Source organism: Pseudomonas sp. BN102 (assembly GCF_029871245.1).
Taxonomy (GTDB): domain Bacteria; phylum Pseudomonadota; class Gammaproteobacteria; order Pseudomonadales; family Pseudomonadaceae; genus Metapseudomonas.
This window is the reverse complement of the sequence record NZ_SSON01000075.1, coordinates 59,354-78,961: the sequence shown is the minus strand read 5'-3', so window position 1 is coordinate 78,961 and position 19,608 is coordinate 59,354. Positions and strand designations below refer to the sequence as shown.

Genomic DNA, 19,608 nt, shown 5'->3' with positions numbered 1-19,608 from the left:
CCAAGGCATCGAACGCGTCTCATCGCCACCATACTCCGCCTCGCACCCAGCGAAAACCAGGCAAGGTGCGACAGCGTGCGGCTGGTCTCTGTGCGCGGACAGCCGGCTTGGCTAAACTGCCAGCTTCCCATCGAAATGAGAGCACCTTCGGCATGTTTCGCCTGCTGTTCTGGATTGCCGTGATCTTTGCCGCCATCTGGCTGTGGCGCCGCTTCAAGACCCCTTCGAAGCCCCGCCCGGCCCCGCGCCAGGACGAAGAAACCCAGCCCATGGTGCGTTGCGCCCAATGCGGCGTGCACGTTCCCCGCACCCTCGCCCTGTCCCGGGACGACCGCTGGTACTGCAGCCGGGCCCATCTCGAACAGGACCAGAGCCCTGGTGAGCGCTGATACCCGGCCCGCCCCCAGCTCCCTGAGCGCCCAGGGGCGGCGCATCTTCCGTCTCTACAGCCTCTACCGGCTGCTGATCGGCCTGGCGCTGGTGCTGCTGATCTCCAGCGACCTGGACGACAGCCTGCTCGACCTGGCCCAACCGGACCTGTTCCGCAAGGCCAGTTGGTTCTACCTGATCCTCAATACCCTGATCGCCGCGCTGGTGCAGCGCCCGCGGAGCATGGTGCAGGTGTTCAGTCTGGCCCTGGTGGACGTGCTGCTTCTGTCCTGCCTGTTCTTCGCGGCGGGCGGCACCCCCAGCGGCATCGCCAACCTGGTGGTGGTCTCGGTGGCCATCTCCAATATCCTGCTGCGCGGGCGCATCGGCCTGCTGGTGGCAGCGGTGGCGACCATAGGGCTGATCTACCTGACCTTCTACCTCAGCCTCAGCCACCCGCAAGCTTCCAGCCAGTTCGTCCAGGCCGGCGGCTTTGGCGCCCTCTGCTTCGCCGCGGCCCTGTTCATCCAGGCTTTGAGCCGCCGTCTGCAAACCAGCGAAACCCTGGCCGAACAGCGTGCCGAGGACGTCGCCAACCTGGAAGCACTGAACGCCCAGATACTCGAGCGCATGCGCACCGGCATCCTGGTACTGGACCCGCAGAACCACATACTGCTCGCCAACAACGGCGCCCAGAACCTGCTGGGCAAGGACGAACTCGCCGGGCAGGTGCTCGACTCGCAGTGCCCGGAGTTGCTGAAGAGCCTCCAGCACTGGCTGGCCAACCCTACCCTCCGACCGCAGGGCATCCAGGCCTTCGTCGACGGTCCGACGCTGCAACCAAGCTTCGTCCACCTGCAGCGTGGCAGCCAGCAGAACACCCTGGTGTTCCTCGAGGACATCTCGCAGATCGCCCAGCAAGCCCAGCAGCTCAAACTGGTCGCCCTCGGGCGCCTGACCGCCGGCATCGCCCACGAGATCCGCAATCCCCTGGGCGCCATCAGCCATGCCGCCCAACTCCTTCAGGAATCGGAAGAACTGCAGGGCCCGGACCGGCGCCTGGCGCAGATCATCCAGGACCACTCGCGGCGCATGAACCTGGTGATCGAGAACGTCCTGCAGCTCTCCCGCCGCCGGCAATCGGAGCCGCAGCTGCTTGACCTCAAATATTGGCTGACCCGCTTCGCCAGCGAGTTCCGCACCTCCGCCGGCCCCGGCCAGACCCTGCACCTGGCCACCCTCGGCAGCACCCTGCAGACCCGCATGGACCCGCACCAGCTGACCCAGGTGCTGACCAACCTGGTGCAGAACGGCCTGCGCTACAGCGCCAAGCAGAACACCCAGGGCCAGGTCTGGCTGAAGCTCTTCCGTGATCCGGAAAACGACCTCCCGGTGCTGGAAGTCGAGGATGACGGCGAAGGCATACCACCCGAGCAGGTGCACAATATCTTCGAACCCTTTTTCACCACCGAAAGCAAGGGCACGGGCCTGGGCCTCTACATCTCCCGCGAACTCTGCGAGAGCAACCAGGCCCGCCTCGACTACAAACCGCGCGAGCAAGGCGGCAGCTGCTTCCGCATCACCTTTGCCCACCCGCGCAAACTGAGCTGACCATGACCCGACAGAGAGCCCTGATCGTCGACGACGAGCCCGATATCCGCGAACTGCTGGAGATCACCCTCGGGCGGATGAAGCTCGACACCCGCAGCGCGCGCAACCTCAAGGAAGCGCGCGAATGGCTGGCTCGCGAGCCCTTCGACCTGTGCCTGACCGACATGCGCCTGCCCGACGGCACCGGACTGGAACTGGTTCAGCACATCCAGCAGCGCCACCCGTTGGTCCCAGTGGCGATGATCACGGCCTATGGCAACCTCGACACCGCGGTGAACGCCCTCAAGGCCGGCGCTTTCGATTTCGTCACCAAGCCGGTGGACCTCGGCCGCCTGCGCGAACTGGTCAATACCGCCCTGCGCCTGCGCTCACCAGAAGATGGCGAAGCGCCAGTGGACGGCCGCCTGCTGGGCGCCTCGCCGCCGATGAATGCCCTGCGCAAGCAGATCCAGAAACTCGCCCGCAGCCAAGCCCCCGTCTACATCAGCGGCGAATCCGGCAGCGGCAAGGAACTGGTGGCGCGGCTGATCCATGAACAGGGCCCGCGCGCCGACCGCCCCTTCGTGCCGGTCAACTGCGGCGCCATTCCGTCCGAACTGATGGAAAGCGAGTTCTTCGGCCACAAGAAAGGCAGCTTCACTGGCGCGGTGGAAGACAAGCAGGGCCTCTTCCAGGCGGCCAACGGCGGCACCCTGTTCCTCGACGAAGTGGCCGACCTGCCGCTGGCGATGCAGGTCAAGCTGTTGCGCGCCATCCAGGAAAAGGCCGTGCGCGCGGTCGGCGGCCAGCAGGAAGTGGTGGTGGACGTACGCATCCTCAGCGCCACCCACAAGGATCTGGCCGCCGAGGTGGCCGCCGGCCGCTTCCGCCAGGACCTCTACTACCGCCTCAACGTCATTGAACTCAGCGTGCCGCCGCTGCGCGAGCGCCGTGAGGACATCCCCCTGCTGGCGGAAAGCATGCTCAAGCGCCTGGCCCAGCAAAGCGGCCTGCCGGCCGCCAGCCTGGCGCCGGAAGCCCTGGACAAGCTCAAGTGCTACCGCTTCCCCGGCAATGTGCGCGAGCTGGAGAACATGCTCGAGCGGGCCTATACCCTCTGCGAGGACGACCAGATCCAGGCCCGCGACCTGCGTCTCTCCGAAGCCACGGGCGCGGCCGAGGCCGGCGAAGCCAACCTGGCGCAGATCGACAACCTGGAAGACTATCTGGAAGACATCGAGCGCAAGCTGATCATGCAGGCGCTCGAGGAAACCCGCTGGAACCGCACCGCCGCCGCCCAGCGTCTGGGCCTGACGTTCCGCTCGATGCGTTATCGCCTGAAGAAGCTGGGCATCGACTGATGCCCGGCCCCTCGGAACAAGCCCACTCCGGGTAGGTTCGTAGGGTGCGCCATGCGCACCGACTGGCGAAGCCCTGCAGAAGAATTTATCCCGGCGCGTTCCCTGGGACCCGTCCTGGTGCGCACAGCGCACCCTACCCGGGGCATCGAATCGCAAACCCTCTGCCGTCTACCAGCACTGGGCCACCGTACGCGTGGCATTGGCCAGCGTGCGCTCGCCGGTGTGGCTGATCTGGAGGTCGCCGCAAGGGTCATCCGCCATGCTGCCGGTGCGGGTGGCACGCAGCTGGTAGGTGGTTGCGGTTGGGGCGCCCTGGGCGGCGATGGTGTAGTTGGCCGCCCCTGAAGCCGGCGCCTGCGTGGCAAAGGTATCCGCAAAGTTGCCTTCGGAATCGAGGTAGGAGCCGTGGGTGGAGTAGTAACGCTCCAGCGCCTGCGCGCCTTCCATCAAGGCCGCCTTCACCTCGGCGCGCTTGCCCCGCCTCACATGCTCCGCGTAGTTGGGATAGGCGATCGCGGCGAGGATGCCGATCACCGCCACCACGATCATCAGTTCAATCAGGGTGAATGCCTTGCTGCTTCTCATCGAATCTGGTTCCAGGACTGACGGCCTTCGAGAACATTGAGGGTATTGGCGGCCGGAATGCAGTCATCCACCCCGGTGCCTCGGCACAGCCAGTACTTCTGCGGATCGATCAGGTCGAATGATCCGGTGGGTATGCTGCCGGAAGAGCCGATGCCGGACGGCGGAAGCTTCTGGTCGCCGACCGTGACCATATCTGCATCGGTGAATTTGCCGTCCTTGTTCAGGTCCAGCAGGACATAGTTGAGCCGCCCGCCGGTTGCCAGGTCGAGCACCATGGTCCAGCCGGAACCGCCGGCCAGACAGGGGTCGGCAGAGGGGATGGCGGTTTCGATGACCAGGCGATTGAGCAGGATGCGCGGCGCGAAGATTACCCGCTCGCCCTGGGCGCCCTTGACCGGAGAGGTCAGATCAAGGTACCAGCCGCGTTTCTTGCTCCAGTCAATGGCCGTGGCCGGTGCGTCGAGCACCCGCACATCGCGATCGAAGGCCTCGCCCTCGAACAGTATCGAACGCTGCTCAAGGTCCGAACGACCGCTGAAGGCGGTGGAGGAGCCGTTGCTCGTCAGCTTGTCCCAGATGCCATAGAAGGTCTGCTTGGTCGTGTCGACCACATCCCCCGAGGTATAGAGCCGGCCGGTGCCGAAATAGACGATGGCCCCCTGCGCATAGCCGTCCGGGTGGTAGGCGATTTCCGGTTTGACGGTGATCGGCTGGCGCGTCCCCGCGGTATCGGTCGCGACGTAGAGCGGCTGCGGCTTGTTGCCGGAGGTCAGGCTGACCTCGAAATCGCCGACGCCGGAACCATTGCCCTTGAGGTTGAACTTCCACAGGTTGCCGCCGAGATCACCGGCGTACACATCCTTCACGTAGATGTTGCCCGAGCTGTCGGTGGCATACACGAAGGACGGGCTGGACAGGCCGCCCGTGGCCTTGCCCGCGCGCACCTTGTTCACGGCGCCGGTGGCCAGGTCGACGATGAACAGCACCGAGTCATCGTTGGTGCTGCCGTGGCCGTTGCCGAAGATCGCCGCCCAGCTGCCGTCCTTCATGCGCCCGACCAATGGCTCGCCGAAGTTGTAGCCCAGGTCGGCGTCGTCCTTGATCTCCCACAGCACCTTGCTGGCACTGAATCCGGTGCTGCCGGAGGCGTCCGTGACATCCAGGGCGAAGACGCTTTTCCCACCAGCCCCGAGGCTGCCGAGCAGCACGGTACGCCAGGCACCGTTCAGGCGGGCATCGCGGATGTGCAGTTTGCCGTCCACAAAGTAGCGGTGCTTGTAGTCGCTGTTGGCCAGGAGCTTGACGTTACCCAGCACGCCGTTGGGCATGTAGGCGAAGAGTTCGTTGCCATTGTTGGCGTTGAAGGCGTGCAAGAAGCCATCGTTGGCGCCGACGAACAGCACCGGCGACTTGCTCGACTTGGCGGCGACGAACTCGGCATAGGTCTGGCCGCCACTGGCGACGGGCACCCGGCCATGGAAGCCCCAATCCTGCTTGTTGGCCAACACCAGGGTGGAGTTGACGATATCGCCGAGCAGGGTGGAGCGCTTGCGGAATTTCCTGCCGGCCGGCGCCTCGTTCGTGCGATCGCCCATCAGGTAGTTGAACAGCGCCTCATCGTCATTGAAGTGCGCCTTGAGTTCCGCGCTGAGGCCGCTCCAGTTCAACGCCTGGCCATGATTGGCGCCCGCGACGCCGTCGTGGGTGAGCAGGCTGCGCGAGGTGCGCCCCAGTTTCTGTCCCGCCTCCCAGACTTCCTCGAAAACGATGCCGGCGCTGGTTTGCTTGGGCTTTTTCGCCAGCAATTTTCCGGACCAGTCCGAGCTGGTATAGAAGGCCTCGTAGACCTGAGTGTTGCTGTCCAGGCGGCGTGCATTGGGCACGGCCGAGGTGTTCGAGCCGGTACGATCGCTGATCGACGCCAGGGTCTCGCCTAGGGCGGTGGCGAACTGCTGTGGGTCCTGGGCGCTGAAGAAACCACCACGACCATTGACCGCCGCGTGCAGCAGGTCATCCAGCTTGGCCGGGGCGCTGCTGGTCGGGCTGGGCCAGGTCACCGCGGCGCCATTCTTGACTGCGGCGAACGCAGTCTGCGGGTCAATGGTGCCGCTCATGCCCAGACCGACGCCGAAGGTCACCATGTGCTGCCAGAATGCGGGGTCCGCCGGATCGGTCGGCACGCGGTTGGCCAGGGTGTCATGCAGGTCGCGGCTCCAGTAGTACATGGCGACGTCCGCCAGGGTACTTTTCTCGCTGTCGCTGAATGGCGCCTTGGGCACATAACGATAGGTCTGCCCATCCGGCCCGCTGATCACCGGGCCGTTGCTGTTATCCACGTTGGCGCGGGCGGCTTCCTTGGACGCTGCATCACCGTTCCAGTAACCATCGGTGGTGAGGATGGTATAGCTCTGCCGACAGGCGTAGTCCTTCCCTCCGGCCTGACCTGGCGTCGAACTCCAGGGCCCCACCGCGTCCTGGCGGGCGTAATACTCACCCGCATCACCCAGCGCCTTGCGCAGGGGGGTGCCTCCCGAGGCGTTGGCCGCGAACAGCCAGTCATAGAACTCGGAGCGCCCGGTCCCCTCGAATCGACGCACGCCGCGCACCAGCGTATCGGTCTTGCGCGAATCGACGGTGTTCTCGGTCAGGTTGATCGCACCGTAGCCAACCCGGATGTCTCCGGGCAGCGCGGAAAATGCCTGACTGACCCCGGCCTTGGCCGACATCATGCGGGTCCGATAGTAGGAGAACCAGTTGGCGAAGTTCTGTTGCTCAGCGGCGCCCACGCTACGTTCGGCATAGCAGGCATCCTGGCGGGGATTGCTGACACAGCTGCCCCCTCCGGTGAACTCGTAGTAGAAGGCCGCGCCGCCCCCGTTCGCCGAGCCTATGGCAAAGCCGTTGTAATACGCGACGTCGCTGCAACGCTTGTTCAAGCACTCGTAGCTGTTGGGCGAGAAGAAGTCATCCATGATTGCCATATAGCTACTGGCGAGGTTGACCGTCTGCCCTCCGGTATAGCCATTAAGGTAGGCGGCCGTGAAGCTGGCATTGGCGTAGCGTTGCCCGTCGCTCTTGATGGGCGGCAGGTACTGCACGGTCGGGTTGTAGTAGGACTTGTTCAAGTGACTGGAGGCCAGGTAGCGATGACCGGACTTTGGGCAAAAATGCAGGTTGCTGCCCGCATAGCTGCCCCTGTCGGCACACTCTTTGCGCTCGTACCAATCGCCCGTCCGCTCCAGATAGGAGGGTTTCAGATCGTCAGGCAGGAAGCCCCAGCGCATGGAACCCGAGTCGTCCAGGATGAAGGCGAGGTTCGGCTCGACCTGCCCCCCCAGGTTCAACGGCACCTGCCCGGGCACGAATGCCGCCAGGGCGCTGTGGCTGACTGCGGCGGTCAGCAGGCCGGCCAGCAATGCCCGTACCGCAAAGAAGTATTTCGAGCCGATCATCCGTGTCTCCCTTCGATCAGTTCTGGCTGCGGATGGCAATGGCCACGGTGGAGCGCAGGTGCACTTCGGCATCCCCGCCGGCGTAACCGGTGGCTTCGACGTTGAACAGATAGGTCCGGCTCAGGCAGTCGAACGCGCGGTTCTCGGCGATCGAGCCGTCGGTTTCGCACACGAAGGTGGTCGCGCCGCCCGACGCACCGTAGAAATTGCGCACCTTGCAGACCGGCTTACGCGGATTGCTGTTGAGTTCGGCGGGCGGCGTCCACTGTGCTGCCGTGACAGCCGGGCAATCGGTGCTGGCCAGGAACAACTGGGTAGGATCGACGCTGGCCTCCACCTGTTGGCGCACATAGGCCTCGCCCACCCGCAAGGCGCTCTCGGCCGCCTGGAACGCCACGTTGTAGTCCCGCGCACCACCGGCCATGCGCTCCTGCAGGGTGCTGCCGGACATCGCCGTAACCCCCAGCACGGTCAATGCCAGGAGAGCGATCAGGCAAACCAGCAGCACCGCTCCTTTTTGCTTTTGCATGCTTATCCTTGCCTCATCAGTCGACCCGGTTGCGCAGGGCCACTACCGTGCTGAATACCTGGCGCAGGCGCCCATCCGCCGCCACTGCCGCCCCCCCGAACTGGACAGCCTGGTCCTGGGCTCCCGCTACTCGATCATTGCTGGCCAGCAGCAGATCGATCTTCACCGTGCGGACATCATCCCAACGGTTGGCCGCTTCCACCTCGGCCGGGCTCAGGTACGTCTGCACGCCGACACTGTTGTCCGCCGCCACGCCGAAACTGGTGCGCAGCGACTCAACGCCTTCTACGACTTCGTTGGTCTGCGCGGGAATCTGCGCCGCGTCGCGGACGAACAAGGCGCGGATGGGCTGCCCGGTTGCCGTGACGCGGCCTGTATCCGCCACATAGAAGGTCCTGTAGGCGAAGCCCACCACCCGCGCCGGGGCGTTGAACTGGATATCCGAGAACTTGAAGCCACCGCACTTGGCGTTCATGTCGTTGTTGCTCGCGGCATGGGTCAGCGTCACCTGGCCGTTGCCGGACGAATTCGGCTTGTTGGTGATCCGGATGACCACCGCCTTCTCCATGTCCAGCACCATCACCGCATGGTCCTGCTGCATGCTCGGGCAGTAGGCCGTGACCTTGAGATTCGCATTGAGCGAGGGCTTGAGCAGCTCGCCGGCGGTGAGAAAGGACTCGCAACCGTCATTGGCGAAGATCGCCAGCTGGTCGGTGCCTACCACCCCGAGGCCGCCGGTTGCCGTGATGCGTTTTCCCCAGATGGGGCGGTTCATGGCGCTCCATTCCGCGGAGTCGCCTTTGGCGGCCACCACGCAGATGTCGTCCTCATCGAGCCGAGTCCCCACCCCCACTCCCGCAGGGCGCAGTTCGGCGGCGAGGTATTGCAGGGCGAAGCGCCCGTTTTCCTGCAGCTTTCCCGCTGCCCCCCGGAGGAGGAAGGTGTTCTTGTTGCTGATGAAGACCTGGAGGACAGCCAGGCTGATGACCAGGCCGATCACCATGGCCACCATCAGCTCCACCAGGCTCAAGCCGCGTTGCTTGCGCATGAGCACCCCGTCAAATCTGCGTGACGAAGGAGAACTGCTGAGCGGCGTTTCCGCCCACCCGCTCCTCGTTCCATTGCACGATCACCGTGAAGCGGTCACCGTTCTGCACCACACCGCCACTCCCCTCCGGCAGTTGCCGGGCAAGATTGGCGCGCCATTCCGCCAGGTCCCGCTGGAAAGGCAGGCAGGTTTCCTTGACCGGATCACAGGGCAGGGCGGCGCCAACCGCCAGGTTGTAGAACCCCGCCTGCGCATCTCCCCGCGCCGCGCGCATGCGATCCGCCATCTCGTAGGCCAGGAAGGTCGCATGGGAGCGTACGGACGCGGTCTGGTTCGCCTTCAACGCGGTGAGCTGCATGGCAGCCAGACCCAGTACACCAATGGAGAAGAGGAGCACTGCGACCAGGACCTCGATGAGCGAGGCCCCTCGTTGGGACGACGCACTCATCAGCAGCCTCGCTTCTGCAGGGAAATCGAACCGGACAGCTCGATGGAAACGCTGCGATTGAAAGTGGTGCAGCCCAGTGACGCGTCCTTTAACGCCAGGGTGAAAGCCATCCTGGCCGCGCTGACCAGGCGGCCCTGCGAGTCGAAGAGAATGTCTTGCAGCCCCGCCGGTCCGGCCACGAATGAGGTGAGGGGCGGGAAGCGGCGCAGTTCCAGGCTGTCCCGCTCGCGCAACAACTGCCAGCTGCCATCGGCCGCCAGCGGCCCCTTGAGCCTTACGGTTTGAGCCCCCTGGACCGCTTCGCGTCGCGCATAGCTGAGCATGCCGGAGAACGCTTCAAGTTCTGCCGCTGCCTGGTTCTCGCGAAGCATCTGGGAAAGATTCGGTGCTGCCAAACTGATCAATACTGCGAGCACGACGAGCGTGACCATCAGTTCGATCAGCGTGAAACCTCGCTGCGACATTCCCTGCCCTCATAGAATGGTCCTGACCTGCGTGAGCCGGAGCTCACGCCGCGGAGCTTCCTGCCCCGACCTTGCCGACCTTCCATGACGAGCGGTCGAAATCTAACGACCAGCGGCAATTTATGCGCGCATAGTAGCTTAGTGGCACGTTCGTTTTAAATTGGGTTTTCGCGAACTGCGAGCTTGGCCACAAGATTGCCGAGGATGATTTAACAGAACGCCGGGGCCGGGGCCTGCAAGGGCACCGGTCGCAAGCCCCAAGTGCGTCAGATCGATCCCGGCATCACCCCAGGCGCCCCACCGGCGCGTATGGCTGCGGATCGATGATCGGCGCACGCCCCAACATCAGGTCCGCCAGCAATCGGCACGATGCCGGCGCCAGCACCAGCCCGTTGCGGTAATGGCCGCAGTTCAGCCACAGGCCGTCCGCCCCGGGCACAGGACCGATAAAGGGAATCCCGTCTGGCGAGCCCGGACGCAAACCCGCCCAGTGCCCCACCAGCTCGGCATCCTTCAATTGCGGCAGCAGTTCGAAGGCGGATGCCTTCAGGCTTTCCAAGGCTTCGCTGGTGGGCGTCTTGTCGAAACCGGCATGCTCCAAAGTACTGCCCACGAGGATATGCCCGTCCCGGCGCGGGATCGCATAGCGCCCCTTCGCCAGCACCATGGCCGGCAAGAAGTTCTCGGCACACTTGAAGAGAATCATCTGCCCCTTCACCGGCTCCACCGGCAAGGCCAGACCAAGACTGGCCAGCAGCTCACCACTCCAGGCACCGGCCGCCAGCACCACGCGGTCCGCCAGGAACTCTCCGCCAGCGGTGCTCACCCCGGTGATTCGCTGACCATCGCGAATGAAACCACGCACCTCACAGGACTCATGCAGGGTCACGTTCGGCATGCGCAGCAAAGCCTCGCGCAGGGCGCGCGTCAGTCGGGGATTGCGCACATTGGCCACGCCAGCCATATGGATGGCACGCTGGAAACCCGGCCCGAGCGGCGGCACGGCGGCATGCACTTGGTCCATCGCCACCGGCGCCAGCGGCCGCCCTTCGCGAGCGGCCCACGCCAGGGCCTCGGCCTCGTCGTCCAGATCCAGCCAATACAGGCCGGTCTCATAGACCTCCGGGTCTATTCCGGTTTCAGCGAACAAGCGCTGGCCAAACTGGGGGTAGAAGTCCTGGGACCAATGCGCCAGTGCCGTCACGGCCGAGGAATAGCGCCAGGGATAGAGCGGCGAGACGATACCGCCACCGGCCCAGGACGACTCGCGGCCACAAGGCCCCTTGTCCAACAAGCAGACCTCGACTCCGTCCCGTGCCAACAGGTATGCCGACAGCAACCCGATAGCCCCCCCACCGACCAGCAAAACGCGCATGGAACCTCCAGAACAACTGGGAAATCCGGAGCGTCGCAGGCAATGGGCGCCCACGGGAGCCTCGCGCAAGCAGCGCCCGGAGAATATGAACGCAGTATCAGGGTGCCGGCGGAAGCCGGCACCGGGAAGGGGATTCTAAGGCAGCGGCAAGTGAAGATGTGCGCCCGATTGATCCTTGCGACGGCACGTCCCGGGTCAGGGACAGGTACCGTCGTTAGTCTTGGACACCGAGGCGCGTCCCGTGACGCTGATGGAAATCAGACGCTCCTGATCGCCCTCATCCGGAGAAGCGCGGCAGACCTTCAATACAGCGCTCGCCGAGGCCGTGCCCGTGGGTTGGAATGCAATGCTCTGCACAGCGGAGGAAATCAGGTACCCGCTCGGAGCAGCCGGATGGGCCTGCACCACCGTGCCGCCGGAGTTGCGCACTATCCAGCCCTGCTCCCAGCCTCCCGACGAAGCGCAGGTTGAGCCGTTTGCCGAAGCGCAAAACGTCACCGGCTGGTTGCGCTTGATGGCCTCGCTGCGAGCGAGCTGCGCTCCGGCAACCAGCTCGTTCGCCTGGGACCGAAGCTTGCTAGCCAGGGTGACGTCGGTAAAGGAGGGAATTGCGATTCCCAGCAAGACTGCCAACACCACCAGCGTGACCATCAACTCGATCAGGGTGAAGCCTGCGGAGCAGCGCCGCCTGGCGCCGCCCGCCCTCCCCACGTTCATGGGTAAGCCGCTCATTCTCGGTCGATGCTCCAGTAAACCCGGCCTTTGGGTTGTACAACCGAAGTGAACTCAGGGTCCGGCTCAAAGCAATCGAGCATACAGACAAATGGCAGTTCGGTGCCATCATCCAGTTTGACCGTGCCTGCCACTGGGGATGGGGACAATCCACCCCCCTCGAGTTCGACGAAGCGATCCCCATCCAATCCCGAGGCATCTGTGTAGGCAATGTTATAGGCACGGTTGGTACCGAGAGTGGTACAGGCGCCCGGATCAGGAGGCGTAGGCTCATGGGTATTGAATACAATCCGACCGAACACAGTCACCGCCGAGGTCACCACCTGTTCCGCGGGAGACAACGCAAGGCGCCAGCCCTTTGGCTTAGAGTTCAGATCCGCCTGGGTCGGGTTGGAACTATCGGAAATCTCCAGCAGTGAATCCAGGCAGATCACACTACCCGTACATGTACCAGTAGAAAGCCAGTCAGCGTCGGTCGGCCGATCCTTGATATTGAAGAAATAGTTGGCAACGCCGGCTGTCGCAGCATAGCTGCTCAATGGTTTTTCCCTATCTCCCGAACCAATCTGCAAGAAGTAGCTTCCACCAGAGGAAACGACCTCTGGCGCGAACATGAACTTCCGGTTGCTATCGCAACTACCGCCATTGTCACATCCCAGCGCTGCGATACGGGTGATTGACCAGCTCCCTGGTGCGGCGTTGCCCATGGCGATTCGATAGATATTTCCCCCGAGATCCGCAGCATATGCATATGCTGCCAGTCCGGAGCTGTCGGGCACCACGGTCACGTCGCCAATTACGCCCCGCAAGGTATTCAGCGTTGCTTGCACCGCACCGGTTTGGGCGTCCAGTACATATATCTTGTTGCCCTTGCTGGAACTGGTACATGAATGATTGGACGTGCCGTCGTCTGTATCCTCGCAGTTGTCATACCCCCCGCCCATGATCAGTAGCGGCGAGTTTCCAGAATCATAGCCTGAGGCTTTCAGCACCATCGCGGATGACCAGGTCTGACCAACTCCACTCATGCCGACGCTGCAGCCAGTATCGTCGCCCTGGTTCGGGCAGCCGGCCTTCCACTTCAGCTCCGGGCTGGCCGGATCGGTAACGTCGAATGCGTAAAGAGCTCGTCCGCCGCGACGCATTCCCGCGTAAATGAAGGTCTTCTGCGTGCCGCTGATGCTTCCGCGAAACGCCGTGATCGGCCCATCAATGCCGTAGTCCTTGGGCTCGCCACCCTCGCTACCTTGGAATCGGATGGTCGTCGTATTTTCGCGAAGACGATTGAGCTTTCCGTAGAACTCGGGCGGAACGAATGACCAGAGTTCATCTCCGGCCGCGACGTCACCGATGCTGTTACTACGATTGCCATTGATTGCTCGGAATACACCGTCATTGCCGCCATAGAACACGACAACCTCTGGTGCCCCAGTCGTGCCATAGTCGATCGCTACCGGGCGAGAGTGCACGACGTCTCCATGTACGGAAGGACGCATTTCCGTGGTTACCGCACCTCCGTTCTCGTCGTCGAGATCTAGGCCACGCGCCCAGTTGATCAGTTCGGTTCGCTCATCGATTGTATCTACATCCGAAGGATCATCTGTCGCCGAGACGCCGAGCAGGCTCGCCGAGACGTCGGTGTTGCTGAATGTGAACTCGGTCAGTTCGGTGCACGAGGCAAAGGTTGGGTTACAGGTGTATACGGTGCGCGAAGTGTCACCTCGCAATAGATAGCCCTGCCCCCCTTTCTCAACCACATTACCATCCGGAGTATTCGAACTTTCCGAGTTGGCAATCTCAGTACAGGTACCCTGCGCATCGCCACTGAATGCCCAATAACTATCCAATGTCGTGGGCGTCCAGAAACTACGCGCACAGGGTGTAATGAAGTTGGTCGAGCTATTGACCGCTGTTTTCCCAGCAGCGTCTTGCAGCCTCAAGACACCATCGGATATACCAAGTTTGTATTGCTTCAGGTTGCCATCCCAGCGGGGCAGCATGTTCTCATCAGGGCGGAACATCCCTATGAATACCTGGTTCAGGTAAGTACCTTGTGTATTGACGCTCACAGGCAGGCTGACAGAGGCGAATGCGCTGTTCACGGGTTGAATTTCAGAAAACACCGCATTCAGTGCATCCGCAATTTCCGACCCCGTACTCGTCACGTCGAAATACTTCCCACCACTGGAGTTCGCCATGCTCTTCATCAAGGCGGTCCAACCGGGCCCCTGGCCTGTGGTCAACTTGTTTACATCAAGCGTGTAGGTCTTGATATTGAGATCGCTTGCCCTCATGAAGCGGGCCCATTCGTCCGCTACGTTATCCTGCGAACCACTGGGGGAAATTGGAATGGCGGTCGTTCTACCGCCCGCGGCGGCAAGCGCAGCGGTGCCTATGGTTATATCGGAGTTGTTGTCCTGCGCTGCACCATTACTGATATAGATGATGAAATTTTTCGCGCAGCCCGAAGCAATAGGCGTGTTGTAAGCGGTCGCATTTTTGGAGGAAAGTGCATTCTCCGAAATCGCATAAATCGCTTTTGAGGCAGCCGTACCGAAATTATTCGCTGTGTAGTCCGCTTTGTTCTTGCCATTGCCAGCATGGGGTGCGCCAGCAGAAAAATACTGGTACGCCTCCCACATAGCCAAGCCTGCCTTGCCGCCGTTGGACTTGTCATCGGTGATGTGGAGGCTCTGAATCAGCTCTTGGTACTTGACCTTGTTGGTGCTGTTCATCAGTCGAATGGCCGCGCGCACATATGCGCCATCCGTATTGGAGTTGCCCTGTCCAGTTTCCGTGAACAACATCAGGCCAACACGAAACTTGTCGGCATCCAGACCACTCAGCACAGTACCCAGAGCCGCCATTTCGTTGGCGAAGGCATTGTTCCAGTTGGCAGTGTTATCCAAGACGATCAGCACATTCGGCACATCGTTGGCACTGGGAGCGGAACTCACAAAAAGATCGATATCCTCGGCGTGTCCAGGTAGCCAGTACGCCAGGGCCACAGCGGCCACCATTCCTTTCAAGAACCCCGTTCTCATGCCGCTCTCCTAAAACAATCCTCGGTTACGGACACACACTTTCCTTTTCGCTTTGCGAGAGCACGACCCGCACGCCCGAACGAACTTTCGTAGCAGCACCACTGACCGGGTCGGTCACTGTCGCCGCCAGCTCCCAGACTGTGTTCCACTGCGAATCCGGCGTCACTACCCCTGCGCGTATACCACTTTCCTTGCCTTCGGCGACTACGGGAAGTTCCGTTTCGCTGATGCAAGTTGGGGGCGCCATGCTGACGGTGTAATCAGTTGCACCGTCATTATTGATATCCACGTTGATCCATTCGGCAGTCGGTGCATCCGTGAATGGCGAGCTGACCACCTGTTCGGTCGCGAGGTTGGCAGCCGCGAGCGCTTCATCACGCGCCTGCATATTGCCCACCGACTTGAGGCTGCTGCCGCTCATGGTGAACGCGCTGCCAACCAGGAGGGTGAGCATCAGCAACATGATCAGCCCGACGACCAGGGTCGCGCCCTGCTGATCGCGTTTCGAAGCGCTTGTAATCATGGCGTTTCCCTCCGTCCCGAAACGTTGACCAGGCGCGCGGTCGTGGAATAGACATGGCGCTTGTAGTTGCTGCCGACAATTTCCGCGGCGGGATCGGCGAGACCCAGGGCGTACGTCTTGCCGTCGCTGTAACCCGGAGAAGGTTGAATGCCACGCACCAGTAGGAAGACCTTGACCGCGACCACGTCGATTAGCTGGCTCACCGTGCAGCCAGCGGCCGGGCAACGCACGAAGTTGCCGTCTGCGGCGCCGTTGCCCCGGTTGGTTGGCCGTGAGCGATCAGCTTCGCCATTGGTATCCAGGGCGAAGCTGACCGCCGCTGTATAGTCGTTCGCCACGCCACCATCTCCGACGTTGTCGAGGCCCAGCTCGACTCGGAAGCCCTCTATCCCTTCAATGAGGGACTCCGCTGCCTCTGGAGCCGCCCCTGCCCCGAATGTCGAGCGCATGAGCGTGGGTATGCCATCCCCGGCAGTCACGGAAAAATCGCGGACGTAGTAGATGTTGGAGACGAACTTGCGCTTCTCCGAAAGCGTGGTGCAGTTCCTCTTCTTCATGGTGAAGCCACTGGTGCCCAGCACGTAGCGCGCCGGATCGGTCGCACAAAAAGAGGGTTGGAAATAGAGCTTTCCGGCAACTTCCGCTTCACAGTTGCCCACCCCGGGGCGGCAGGTTTCCGCATGCCGGATGACCAGCACATCGGTGTTGGCTTTCTTGTTGGTGACTATCGTGTTGCAACCGGGAGGCACATCGTCATACGCCTGCACGGAGATACCCATCAGATTCGTATTATCGGCCGCACTCCACGAGCAGGGTCCGGGTACCACGGTGGGAACGTCGCTCGGCACGGCGCTCTTGCTCAGGTCGTCGAACTCCGGGACATAGCCATCCCAGAAGCCGGCATGGGCCAGGTCTTCCTGGAGCAGTTGCAGCGCAAACCGGCCATTCTCGATCTGAGCATTGGTCCTGGCCATTTCATCGTTGGTCCTCGACACATCCAGGAAAAGCGTCAGGACCGCCGCCATTATCAGCAAGCTGATAGTGGCTGCGATCATCAGCTCGACCAGGCTGAATCCCGACTGCCGCCCGCGACCGCAACCTTCGGACGCGATTCCGCGAATTGGTACGTTCTTGTCATTCATAGGTTCGCGACACGCACTATGGTGGTTACCACACGACGGCAGAGATCGTTCTGGCAGACGGCCCCGGTCGCGCCGTTGTAGCTGTTGGCCCCGCACGCCACCCCTGCCGGTGGAGCCGAAATCGGCGTCATCCCCTGCCAGGCCACGGTGACCATGTACTGGCTGCTGCCGAGTGACTGCACACAACCACGCGCTCCGACCATGGCGCCGACCTTGCTCGTGCCGGACGTTTCCGCCGCGCCTTGCAAAGTGTTGCACCATTCGCTGATGTCCCGGTCGCGCCGTGAGGAGGTTCCGGTCACGGTTGCACAGGTCATTGCGGCTCCCAGCGGGCTACTCGTTCCGGTGACGTAAGTCGAGGCCACGTTGCGATTAGCGGCGATGCGATTGGCCATGTCATCGAGCAGCAGCAACGCTTGGGCACGCTGATAGGCTTCCATCTCGGACTGCTGAAGCCGCGCCTGCAGGCCCGCCATACCAAGCAACCCTATGGAAAGGATGAGGATAGTGACCAGTACCTCGATGAGGGTCAGGCCACGCTGTGGGTTCAAGGACGAAAACGATCTCATCGCACCTACCACTTCGCCGCCGGGGTCTTGACCCCTTCATTGTTGAGGGTCAGGTTGCCATCGCTCGACTGCGAGCCGGTCGCGGTAAAGGTGATGGTGAAGGTGGGAACGGCACCAGTGCCAAGAGTGACGCTATCGGTGTACCTGCCGACCAGATCACTCTCCAGGCTGTATCCAAGTTGCTCCTTGGTCGCATAGGTACGATTGGCCAGGAGATACTGCTGCTGGCGGTTGGCGATATCCATCATCTGCGCCTGGGCCGCAGCCCGGTTCCCGCGAATCACATATTGCTGGTAACTGGGATAGGCGATTGCAGCCAGGATGCCAACGATCGCGACCGCAATCATGAGTTCTATGAGGGTAAAACCACCCTGTTTCGTTCTGCCCACGGGGTCACCTTATTGGTTGTACGACCGGAGGAATGCCGGATTCAGCTTCGCGGCCCTCGACATCAGTTGAGATCCTTTCAACTCGCTCATTCTCCACCCTCCAACTGCTGCCGCAACTTCCACACCAACAACAGCCTTGGTCGGGCCTGCCTCGTCTCTGGCACCCGACAACTCGACAGACCCCACGCGAAACAACTGGGCCGCGTTAAGCCTTAGCACAATCGCGCATATAGGATGCGCCTTTCCTACAGGCTACAAAGTGACCTGCCGCCAAATTCCGGAGATTTCTTCGTTACCTCAAAGATCGGGCGACATTGAGAAAATCCTTCAATTCCAGAAGCTTATAGGTCGGTTCCGACTGACGTCCTTTCATCGGCGACGGGCGGGCCAAGACCACCGACGACAGGTCGCCCACTCGTTCACGCCAGGAGAGCACGGATGCCATGGCTGGAATCCCTCGCGGTTTCACGCTCATCGAAGCGCTGGTTGTGCTGACGCTCATCACACTACTCATCAGCCTTGGCGTGCCAGCAATGACGGACTTCATACGGTCCTACCAACTGAGCACGGCAAGCCACGCGCTCTTCGTCAGTTTCAACCAGGCGAGACAAGCTTCGGTCACCAGGAGGGTCCCGGTTCTGGTCGACAACCAGGGCGAGAATTGGTCCGCAGGATGGCGTGTTTACGCCGATCAGAACAACAACGCCAGGTGGGACGAAGGTGAGCAGGTGTTGGCTGAGGTTGGCCCGCAGCCTGACGGGCTGATCATCAAGGGGAACGGGCCCGTGCGGCGCTTTGTGCGTTATATGCCGACAGGGCGGACATCAATGCCCAGCGGCGCTTTTCAGGCTGGAACCTTGGTGCTCTGCCATGCCAACGGCAAGCTGGCCGTCCGAAAATTGGTGATCAGTGCTACAGGCCGGGTGCGTCGTACCAAAGAACAACCCGGCCCATGTTGATGGCCTGAAGGGGAATGTCAGCCGACGTTGACTACCCGCAATTCCTTCGGCATGGAGAAAGTCACATTCTCCGGACGACCATCCAGCTCGACCGCGACTTCGGCGCCCCACTCCCTGAGCTTCTCGATCACACCCTGCACCAGCACTTCGGGAGCCGATGCGCCGGCGGTGATGCCGACCTTCTGCGCCTTGTCGAACCACTCGCGCTTGAGGTCCTCGGCACCGTCGATCAGGTAGGCGGGGGTGTTCATGCGTTCGGCCAGTTCGCGCAGGCGGTTGGAGTTGGAGCTGTTGGGGCTGCCGACCACCAGGACCACGTCGCTTTCGCCGGCCAATTGCTTGACCGCGTCCTGGCGGTTCTGGGTGGCGTAGCAGATGTCGTCCTTGCGCGGGCCGCCGATGCTGGGGAATTTGGCGCGCAGTGCGTCGATGACGCGGCTGGTGTCGTCCATCGACAGGGTGGTCTGGGTGACGAAGGACAGGGCCTCGGGGTTGCGCACCACCAGACGGGCGACGTCTTCCTCGTCTTCCACCAGGTAGATGGCACCGCCGTTGCTGGCGTCGTATTGGCCCATGGTCCCTTCGACTTCCGGGTGCCCGGCATGGCCGATGAGGATGCATTCGCGGCCGTCACGGCTGTAGCGCGCGACTTCCATGTGCACCTTGGTCACCAGCGGGCAGGTGGCGTCGAACACCTTGAGACCGCGGCGCGCGGCCTCCTGGCGCACGGCCTGGGAAACGCCGTGGGCGCTGAAGATGACGATGACGTTGTCCGGCACCTGGTCCAGCTCTTCGACGAACACGGCGCCGCGGGCGCGCAGGTCTTCGACCACGAACTTGTTGTGCACCACTTCATGGCGCACATAGATCGGCGGGCCAAACACCTCGAGGGCGCGGTTGACGATCTCGATGGCGCGGTCGACGCCGGCGCAGAAGCCACGGGGGTTGGCGAGTTTGATTTGCATGCTGGTTACCTCGTACAGCCGTCGCGGCCGGGAATTGCCCATTCGCGAGCAAGAACTCGGCGTC

The 19,608-nt window shown here is 62.4% G+C and carries 18 protein-coding genes; 4 read left to right on the top strand and 14 right to left on the bottom strand.

What is annotated here, in order from left to right:
- Positions 1 to 152: 152 nt before the first annotated feature.
- Genes E8F12_RS21605 through E8F12_RS21595 form a run of 3 tightly spaced genes read left to right on the top strand, consistent with a single transcriptional unit; the run spans position 153 to position 3,320 of the window.
- Positions 153 to 389, top strand: coding sequence for a PP0621 family protein (locus E8F12_RS21605; protein ID WP_280327231.1), 237 nt, complete (start codon positions 153 to 155; stop codon positions 387 to 389).
- On the top strand, positions 379 to 1,980 hold the full coding sequence (locus E8F12_RS21600) for an ATP-binding protein (protein WP_280327230.1): 1,602 nt from the start codon (positions 379 to 381) through the stop codon (positions 1,978 to 1,980). The genes E8F12_RS21605 and E8F12_RS21600 overlap by 11 nt, the downstream gene beginning before the upstream one ends.
- Positions 1,981 to 1,982: 2 nt before the next feature.
- Positions 1,983 to 3,320: a sigma-54 dependent transcriptional regulator gene (locus tag E8F12_RS21595; protein WP_280327229.1), complete on the top strand. Its 1,338-nt coding sequence runs from the start codon at positions 1,983 to 1,985 to the stop codon at positions 3,318 to 3,320.
- Positions 3,321 to 3,488: 168 nt separating this feature from the next.
- Here the strand turns inward: E8F12_RS21595 and E8F12_RS21590 are convergent, their stop codons facing one another.
- The 13 genes from E8F12_RS21590 to E8F12_RS21530 all read right to left on the bottom strand — a co-directional run bounded on the left by E8F12_RS21590 (position 3,489) and on the right by E8F12_RS21530 (position 17,620).
- A complete protein-coding gene (locus E8F12_RS21590) occupies positions 3,489 to 3,905 on the bottom strand; it encodes a type IV pilin protein (RefSeq protein ID WP_280327227.1) in 417 nt (138 codons plus the stop codon).
- Positions 3,902 to 7,357: a PilC/PilY family type IV pilus protein gene (locus tag E8F12_RS21585; protein WP_280327226.1), complete on the bottom strand. Its 3,456-nt coding sequence runs from the start codon at positions 7,355 to 7,357 to the stop codon at positions 3,902 to 3,904. The genes E8F12_RS21590 and E8F12_RS21585 overlap by 4 nt, the downstream gene beginning before the upstream one ends.
- Positions 7,358 to 7,373: 16 nt before the next feature.
- The gene (locus E8F12_RS21580; protein ID WP_280327225.1) at positions 7,374 to 7,886 is read right to left on the bottom strand and encodes a PilX N-terminal domain-containing pilus assembly protein; all 513 of its coding nucleotides are present in this window, start codon (positions 7,884 to 7,886) and stop codon (positions 7,374 to 7,376) included.
- 16 nt (positions 7,887 to 7,902) lie between these two features.
- The gene (locus tag E8F12_RS21575; protein WP_280327224.1) at positions 7,903 to 8,934 is read right to left on the bottom strand and encodes a PilW family protein; all 1,032 of its coding nucleotides are present in this window, start codon (positions 8,932 to 8,934) and stop codon (positions 7,903 to 7,905) included.
- Positions 8,935 to 8,944: 10 nt separating this feature from the next.
- The gene (gene pilV, locus E8F12_RS21570) at positions 8,945 to 9,382 is read right to left on the bottom strand and encodes a type IV pilus modification protein PilV (RefSeq protein ID WP_280327223.1); all 438 of its coding nucleotides are present in this window, start codon (positions 9,380 to 9,382) and stop codon (positions 8,945 to 8,947) included.
- Positions 9,382 to 9,846: a GspH/FimT family pseudopilin gene (locus E8F12_RS21565; protein ID WP_280327222.1), complete on the bottom strand. Its 465-nt coding sequence runs from the start codon at positions 9,844 to 9,846 to the stop codon at positions 9,382 to 9,384. Before E8F12_RS21565 ends, pilV (E8F12_RS21570) begins: the two co-directional genes overlap by 1 nt.
- 283 nt (positions 9,847 to 10,129) lie before the next feature.
- Positions 10,130 to 11,221, bottom strand: coding sequence for a glycine oxidase ThiO (thiO, locus tag E8F12_RS21560; RefSeq protein WP_280327221.1), 1,092 nt, complete (start codon positions 11,219 to 11,221; stop codon positions 10,130 to 10,132).
- 195 nt (positions 11,222 to 11,416) lie between these two features.
- Positions 11,417 to 11,953 (bottom strand): GspH/FimT family pseudopilin, encoded by a 537-nt coding sequence (locus tag E8F12_RS21555; protein WP_280327220.1) that lies wholly within the window; start codon positions 11,951 to 11,953, stop codon positions 11,417 to 11,419.
- Positions 11,950 to 14,997 (bottom strand): PilC/PilY family type IV pilus protein, encoded by a 3,048-nt coding sequence (locus E8F12_RS21550; RefSeq protein WP_280327219.1) that lies wholly within the window; start codon positions 14,995 to 14,997, stop codon positions 11,950 to 11,952. Before E8F12_RS21550 ends, E8F12_RS21555 begins: the two co-directional genes overlap by 4 nt.
- A 25-nt stretch (positions 14,998 to 15,022) precedes the next feature.
- Positions 15,023 to 15,520: a PilX N-terminal domain-containing pilus assembly protein gene (locus E8F12_RS21545; RefSeq protein ID WP_280327218.1), complete on the bottom strand. Its 498-nt coding sequence runs from the start codon at positions 15,518 to 15,520 to the stop codon at positions 15,023 to 15,025.
- Positions 15,517 to 16,662, bottom strand: coding sequence for a PilW family protein (locus E8F12_RS21540; protein ID WP_280327217.1), 1,146 nt, complete (start codon positions 16,660 to 16,662; stop codon positions 15,517 to 15,519). Before E8F12_RS21540 ends, E8F12_RS21545 begins: the two co-directional genes overlap by 4 nt.
- Positions 16,659 to 17,231, bottom strand: a complete 573-nt coding sequence (pilV, locus tag E8F12_RS21535) for a type IV pilus modification protein PilV (RefSeq protein ID WP_280327216.1) — start codon at positions 17,229 to 17,231, stop codon at positions 16,659 to 16,661. Before pilV (E8F12_RS21535) ends, E8F12_RS21540 begins: the two co-directional genes overlap by 4 nt.
- A 5-nt stretch (positions 17,232 to 17,236) precedes the next feature.
- Positions 17,237 to 17,620 (bottom strand): type IV pilin protein, encoded by a 384-nt coding sequence (locus tag E8F12_RS21530; protein WP_280327215.1) that lies wholly within the window; start codon positions 17,618 to 17,620, stop codon positions 17,237 to 17,239.
- A 443-nt stretch (positions 17,621 to 18,063) separates the two neighbouring features.
- Here E8F12_RS21530 and E8F12_RS21525 point away from each other — a divergent pair, with 443 nt between their 5' ends.
- Complete coding sequence (locus tag E8F12_RS21525; protein ID WP_280327214.1) at positions 18,064 to 18,579, top strand: GspH/FimT family protein; 516 nt, start codon at positions 18,064 to 18,066, stop codon at positions 18,577 to 18,579.
- Between the two features lie 17 nt (positions 18,580 to 18,596).
- Here E8F12_RS21525 and ispH read toward each other — a convergent pair whose 3' ends face one another.
- Positions 18,597 to 19,544 (bottom strand): 4-hydroxy-3-methylbut-2-enyl diphosphate reductase, encoded by a 948-nt coding sequence (gene ispH, locus E8F12_RS21520; RefSeq protein ID WP_280327213.1) that lies wholly within the window; start codon positions 19,542 to 19,544, stop codon positions 18,597 to 18,599.
- Positions 19,545 to 19,608 lie beyond the last annotated feature (64 nt).

Bases quoted from the DNA above. Each gene is read 5' to 3' on its own strand.
- E8F12_RS21585 (WP_280327226.1), bottom strand. From the start codon at position 7,357: ATGATCGGCTCGAAATACTTCTTTGCGGTACGGGCATTGCTGGCCGGC.
- pilV (WP_280327223.1), bottom strand. From the start codon at position 9,382: ATGAGTGCGTCGTCCCAACGAGGGGCCTCGCTCATCGAGGTCCTGGTC.
- E8F12_RS21540 (WP_280327217.1), bottom strand. From the start codon at position 16,662: ATGAATGACAAGAACGTACCAATTCGCGGAATCGCGTCCGAAGGTTGC.
- thiO (WP_280327221.1), bottom strand. From the start codon at position 11,221: ATGCGCGTTTTGCTGGTCGGTGGGGGGGCTATCGGGTTGCTGTCGGCA.
- E8F12_RS21580 (WP_280327225.1), bottom strand. From the start codon at position 7,886: ATGCAAAAGCAAAAAGGAGCGGTGCTGCTGGTTTGCCTGATCGCTCTC.
- ispH (WP_280327213.1), bottom strand. From the start codon at position 19,544: ATGCAAATCAAACTCGCCAACCCCCGTGGCTTCTGCGCCGGCGTCGAC.
- E8F12_RS21550 (WP_280327219.1), bottom strand. From the start codon at position 14,997: ATGAGAACGGGGTTCTTGAAAGGAATGGTGGCCGCTGTGGCCCTGGCG.
- E8F12_RS21575 (WP_280327224.1), bottom strand. From the start codon at position 8,934: ATGCGCAAGCAACGCGGCTTGAGCCTGGTGGAGCTGATGGTGGCCATG.
- E8F12_RS21595 (WP_280327229.1), top strand. From the start codon at position 1,983: ATGACCCGACAGAGAGCCCTGATCGTCGACGACGAGCCCGATATCCGC.
- pilV (WP_280327216.1), bottom strand. From the start codon at position 17,231: ATGAGATCGTTTTCGTCCTTGAACCCACAGCGTGGCCTGACCCTCATC.
- E8F12_RS21555 (WP_280327220.1), bottom strand. From the start codon at position 11,953: ATGAGCGGCTTACCCATGAACGTGGGGAGGGCGGGCGGCGCCAGGCGG.
- E8F12_RS21525 (WP_280327214.1), top strand. From the start codon at position 18,064: ATGGCTGGAATCCCTCGCGGTTTCACGCTCATCGAAGCGCTGGTTGTG.
- E8F12_RS21590 (WP_280327227.1), bottom strand. From the start codon at position 3,905: ATGAGAAGCAGCAAGGCATTCACCCTGATTGAACTGATGATCGTGGTG.
- E8F12_RS21545 (WP_280327218.1), bottom strand. From the start codon at position 15,520: ATGATTACAAGCGCTTCGAAACGCGATCAGCAGGGCGCGACCCTGGTC.
- E8F12_RS21565 (WP_280327222.1), bottom strand. From the start codon at position 9,846: ATGTCGCAGCGAGGTTTCACGCTGATCGAACTGATGGTCACGCTCGTC.
- E8F12_RS21605 (WP_280327231.1), top strand. From the start codon at position 153: ATGTTTCGCCTGCTGTTCTGGATTGCCGTGATCTTTGCCGCCATCTGG.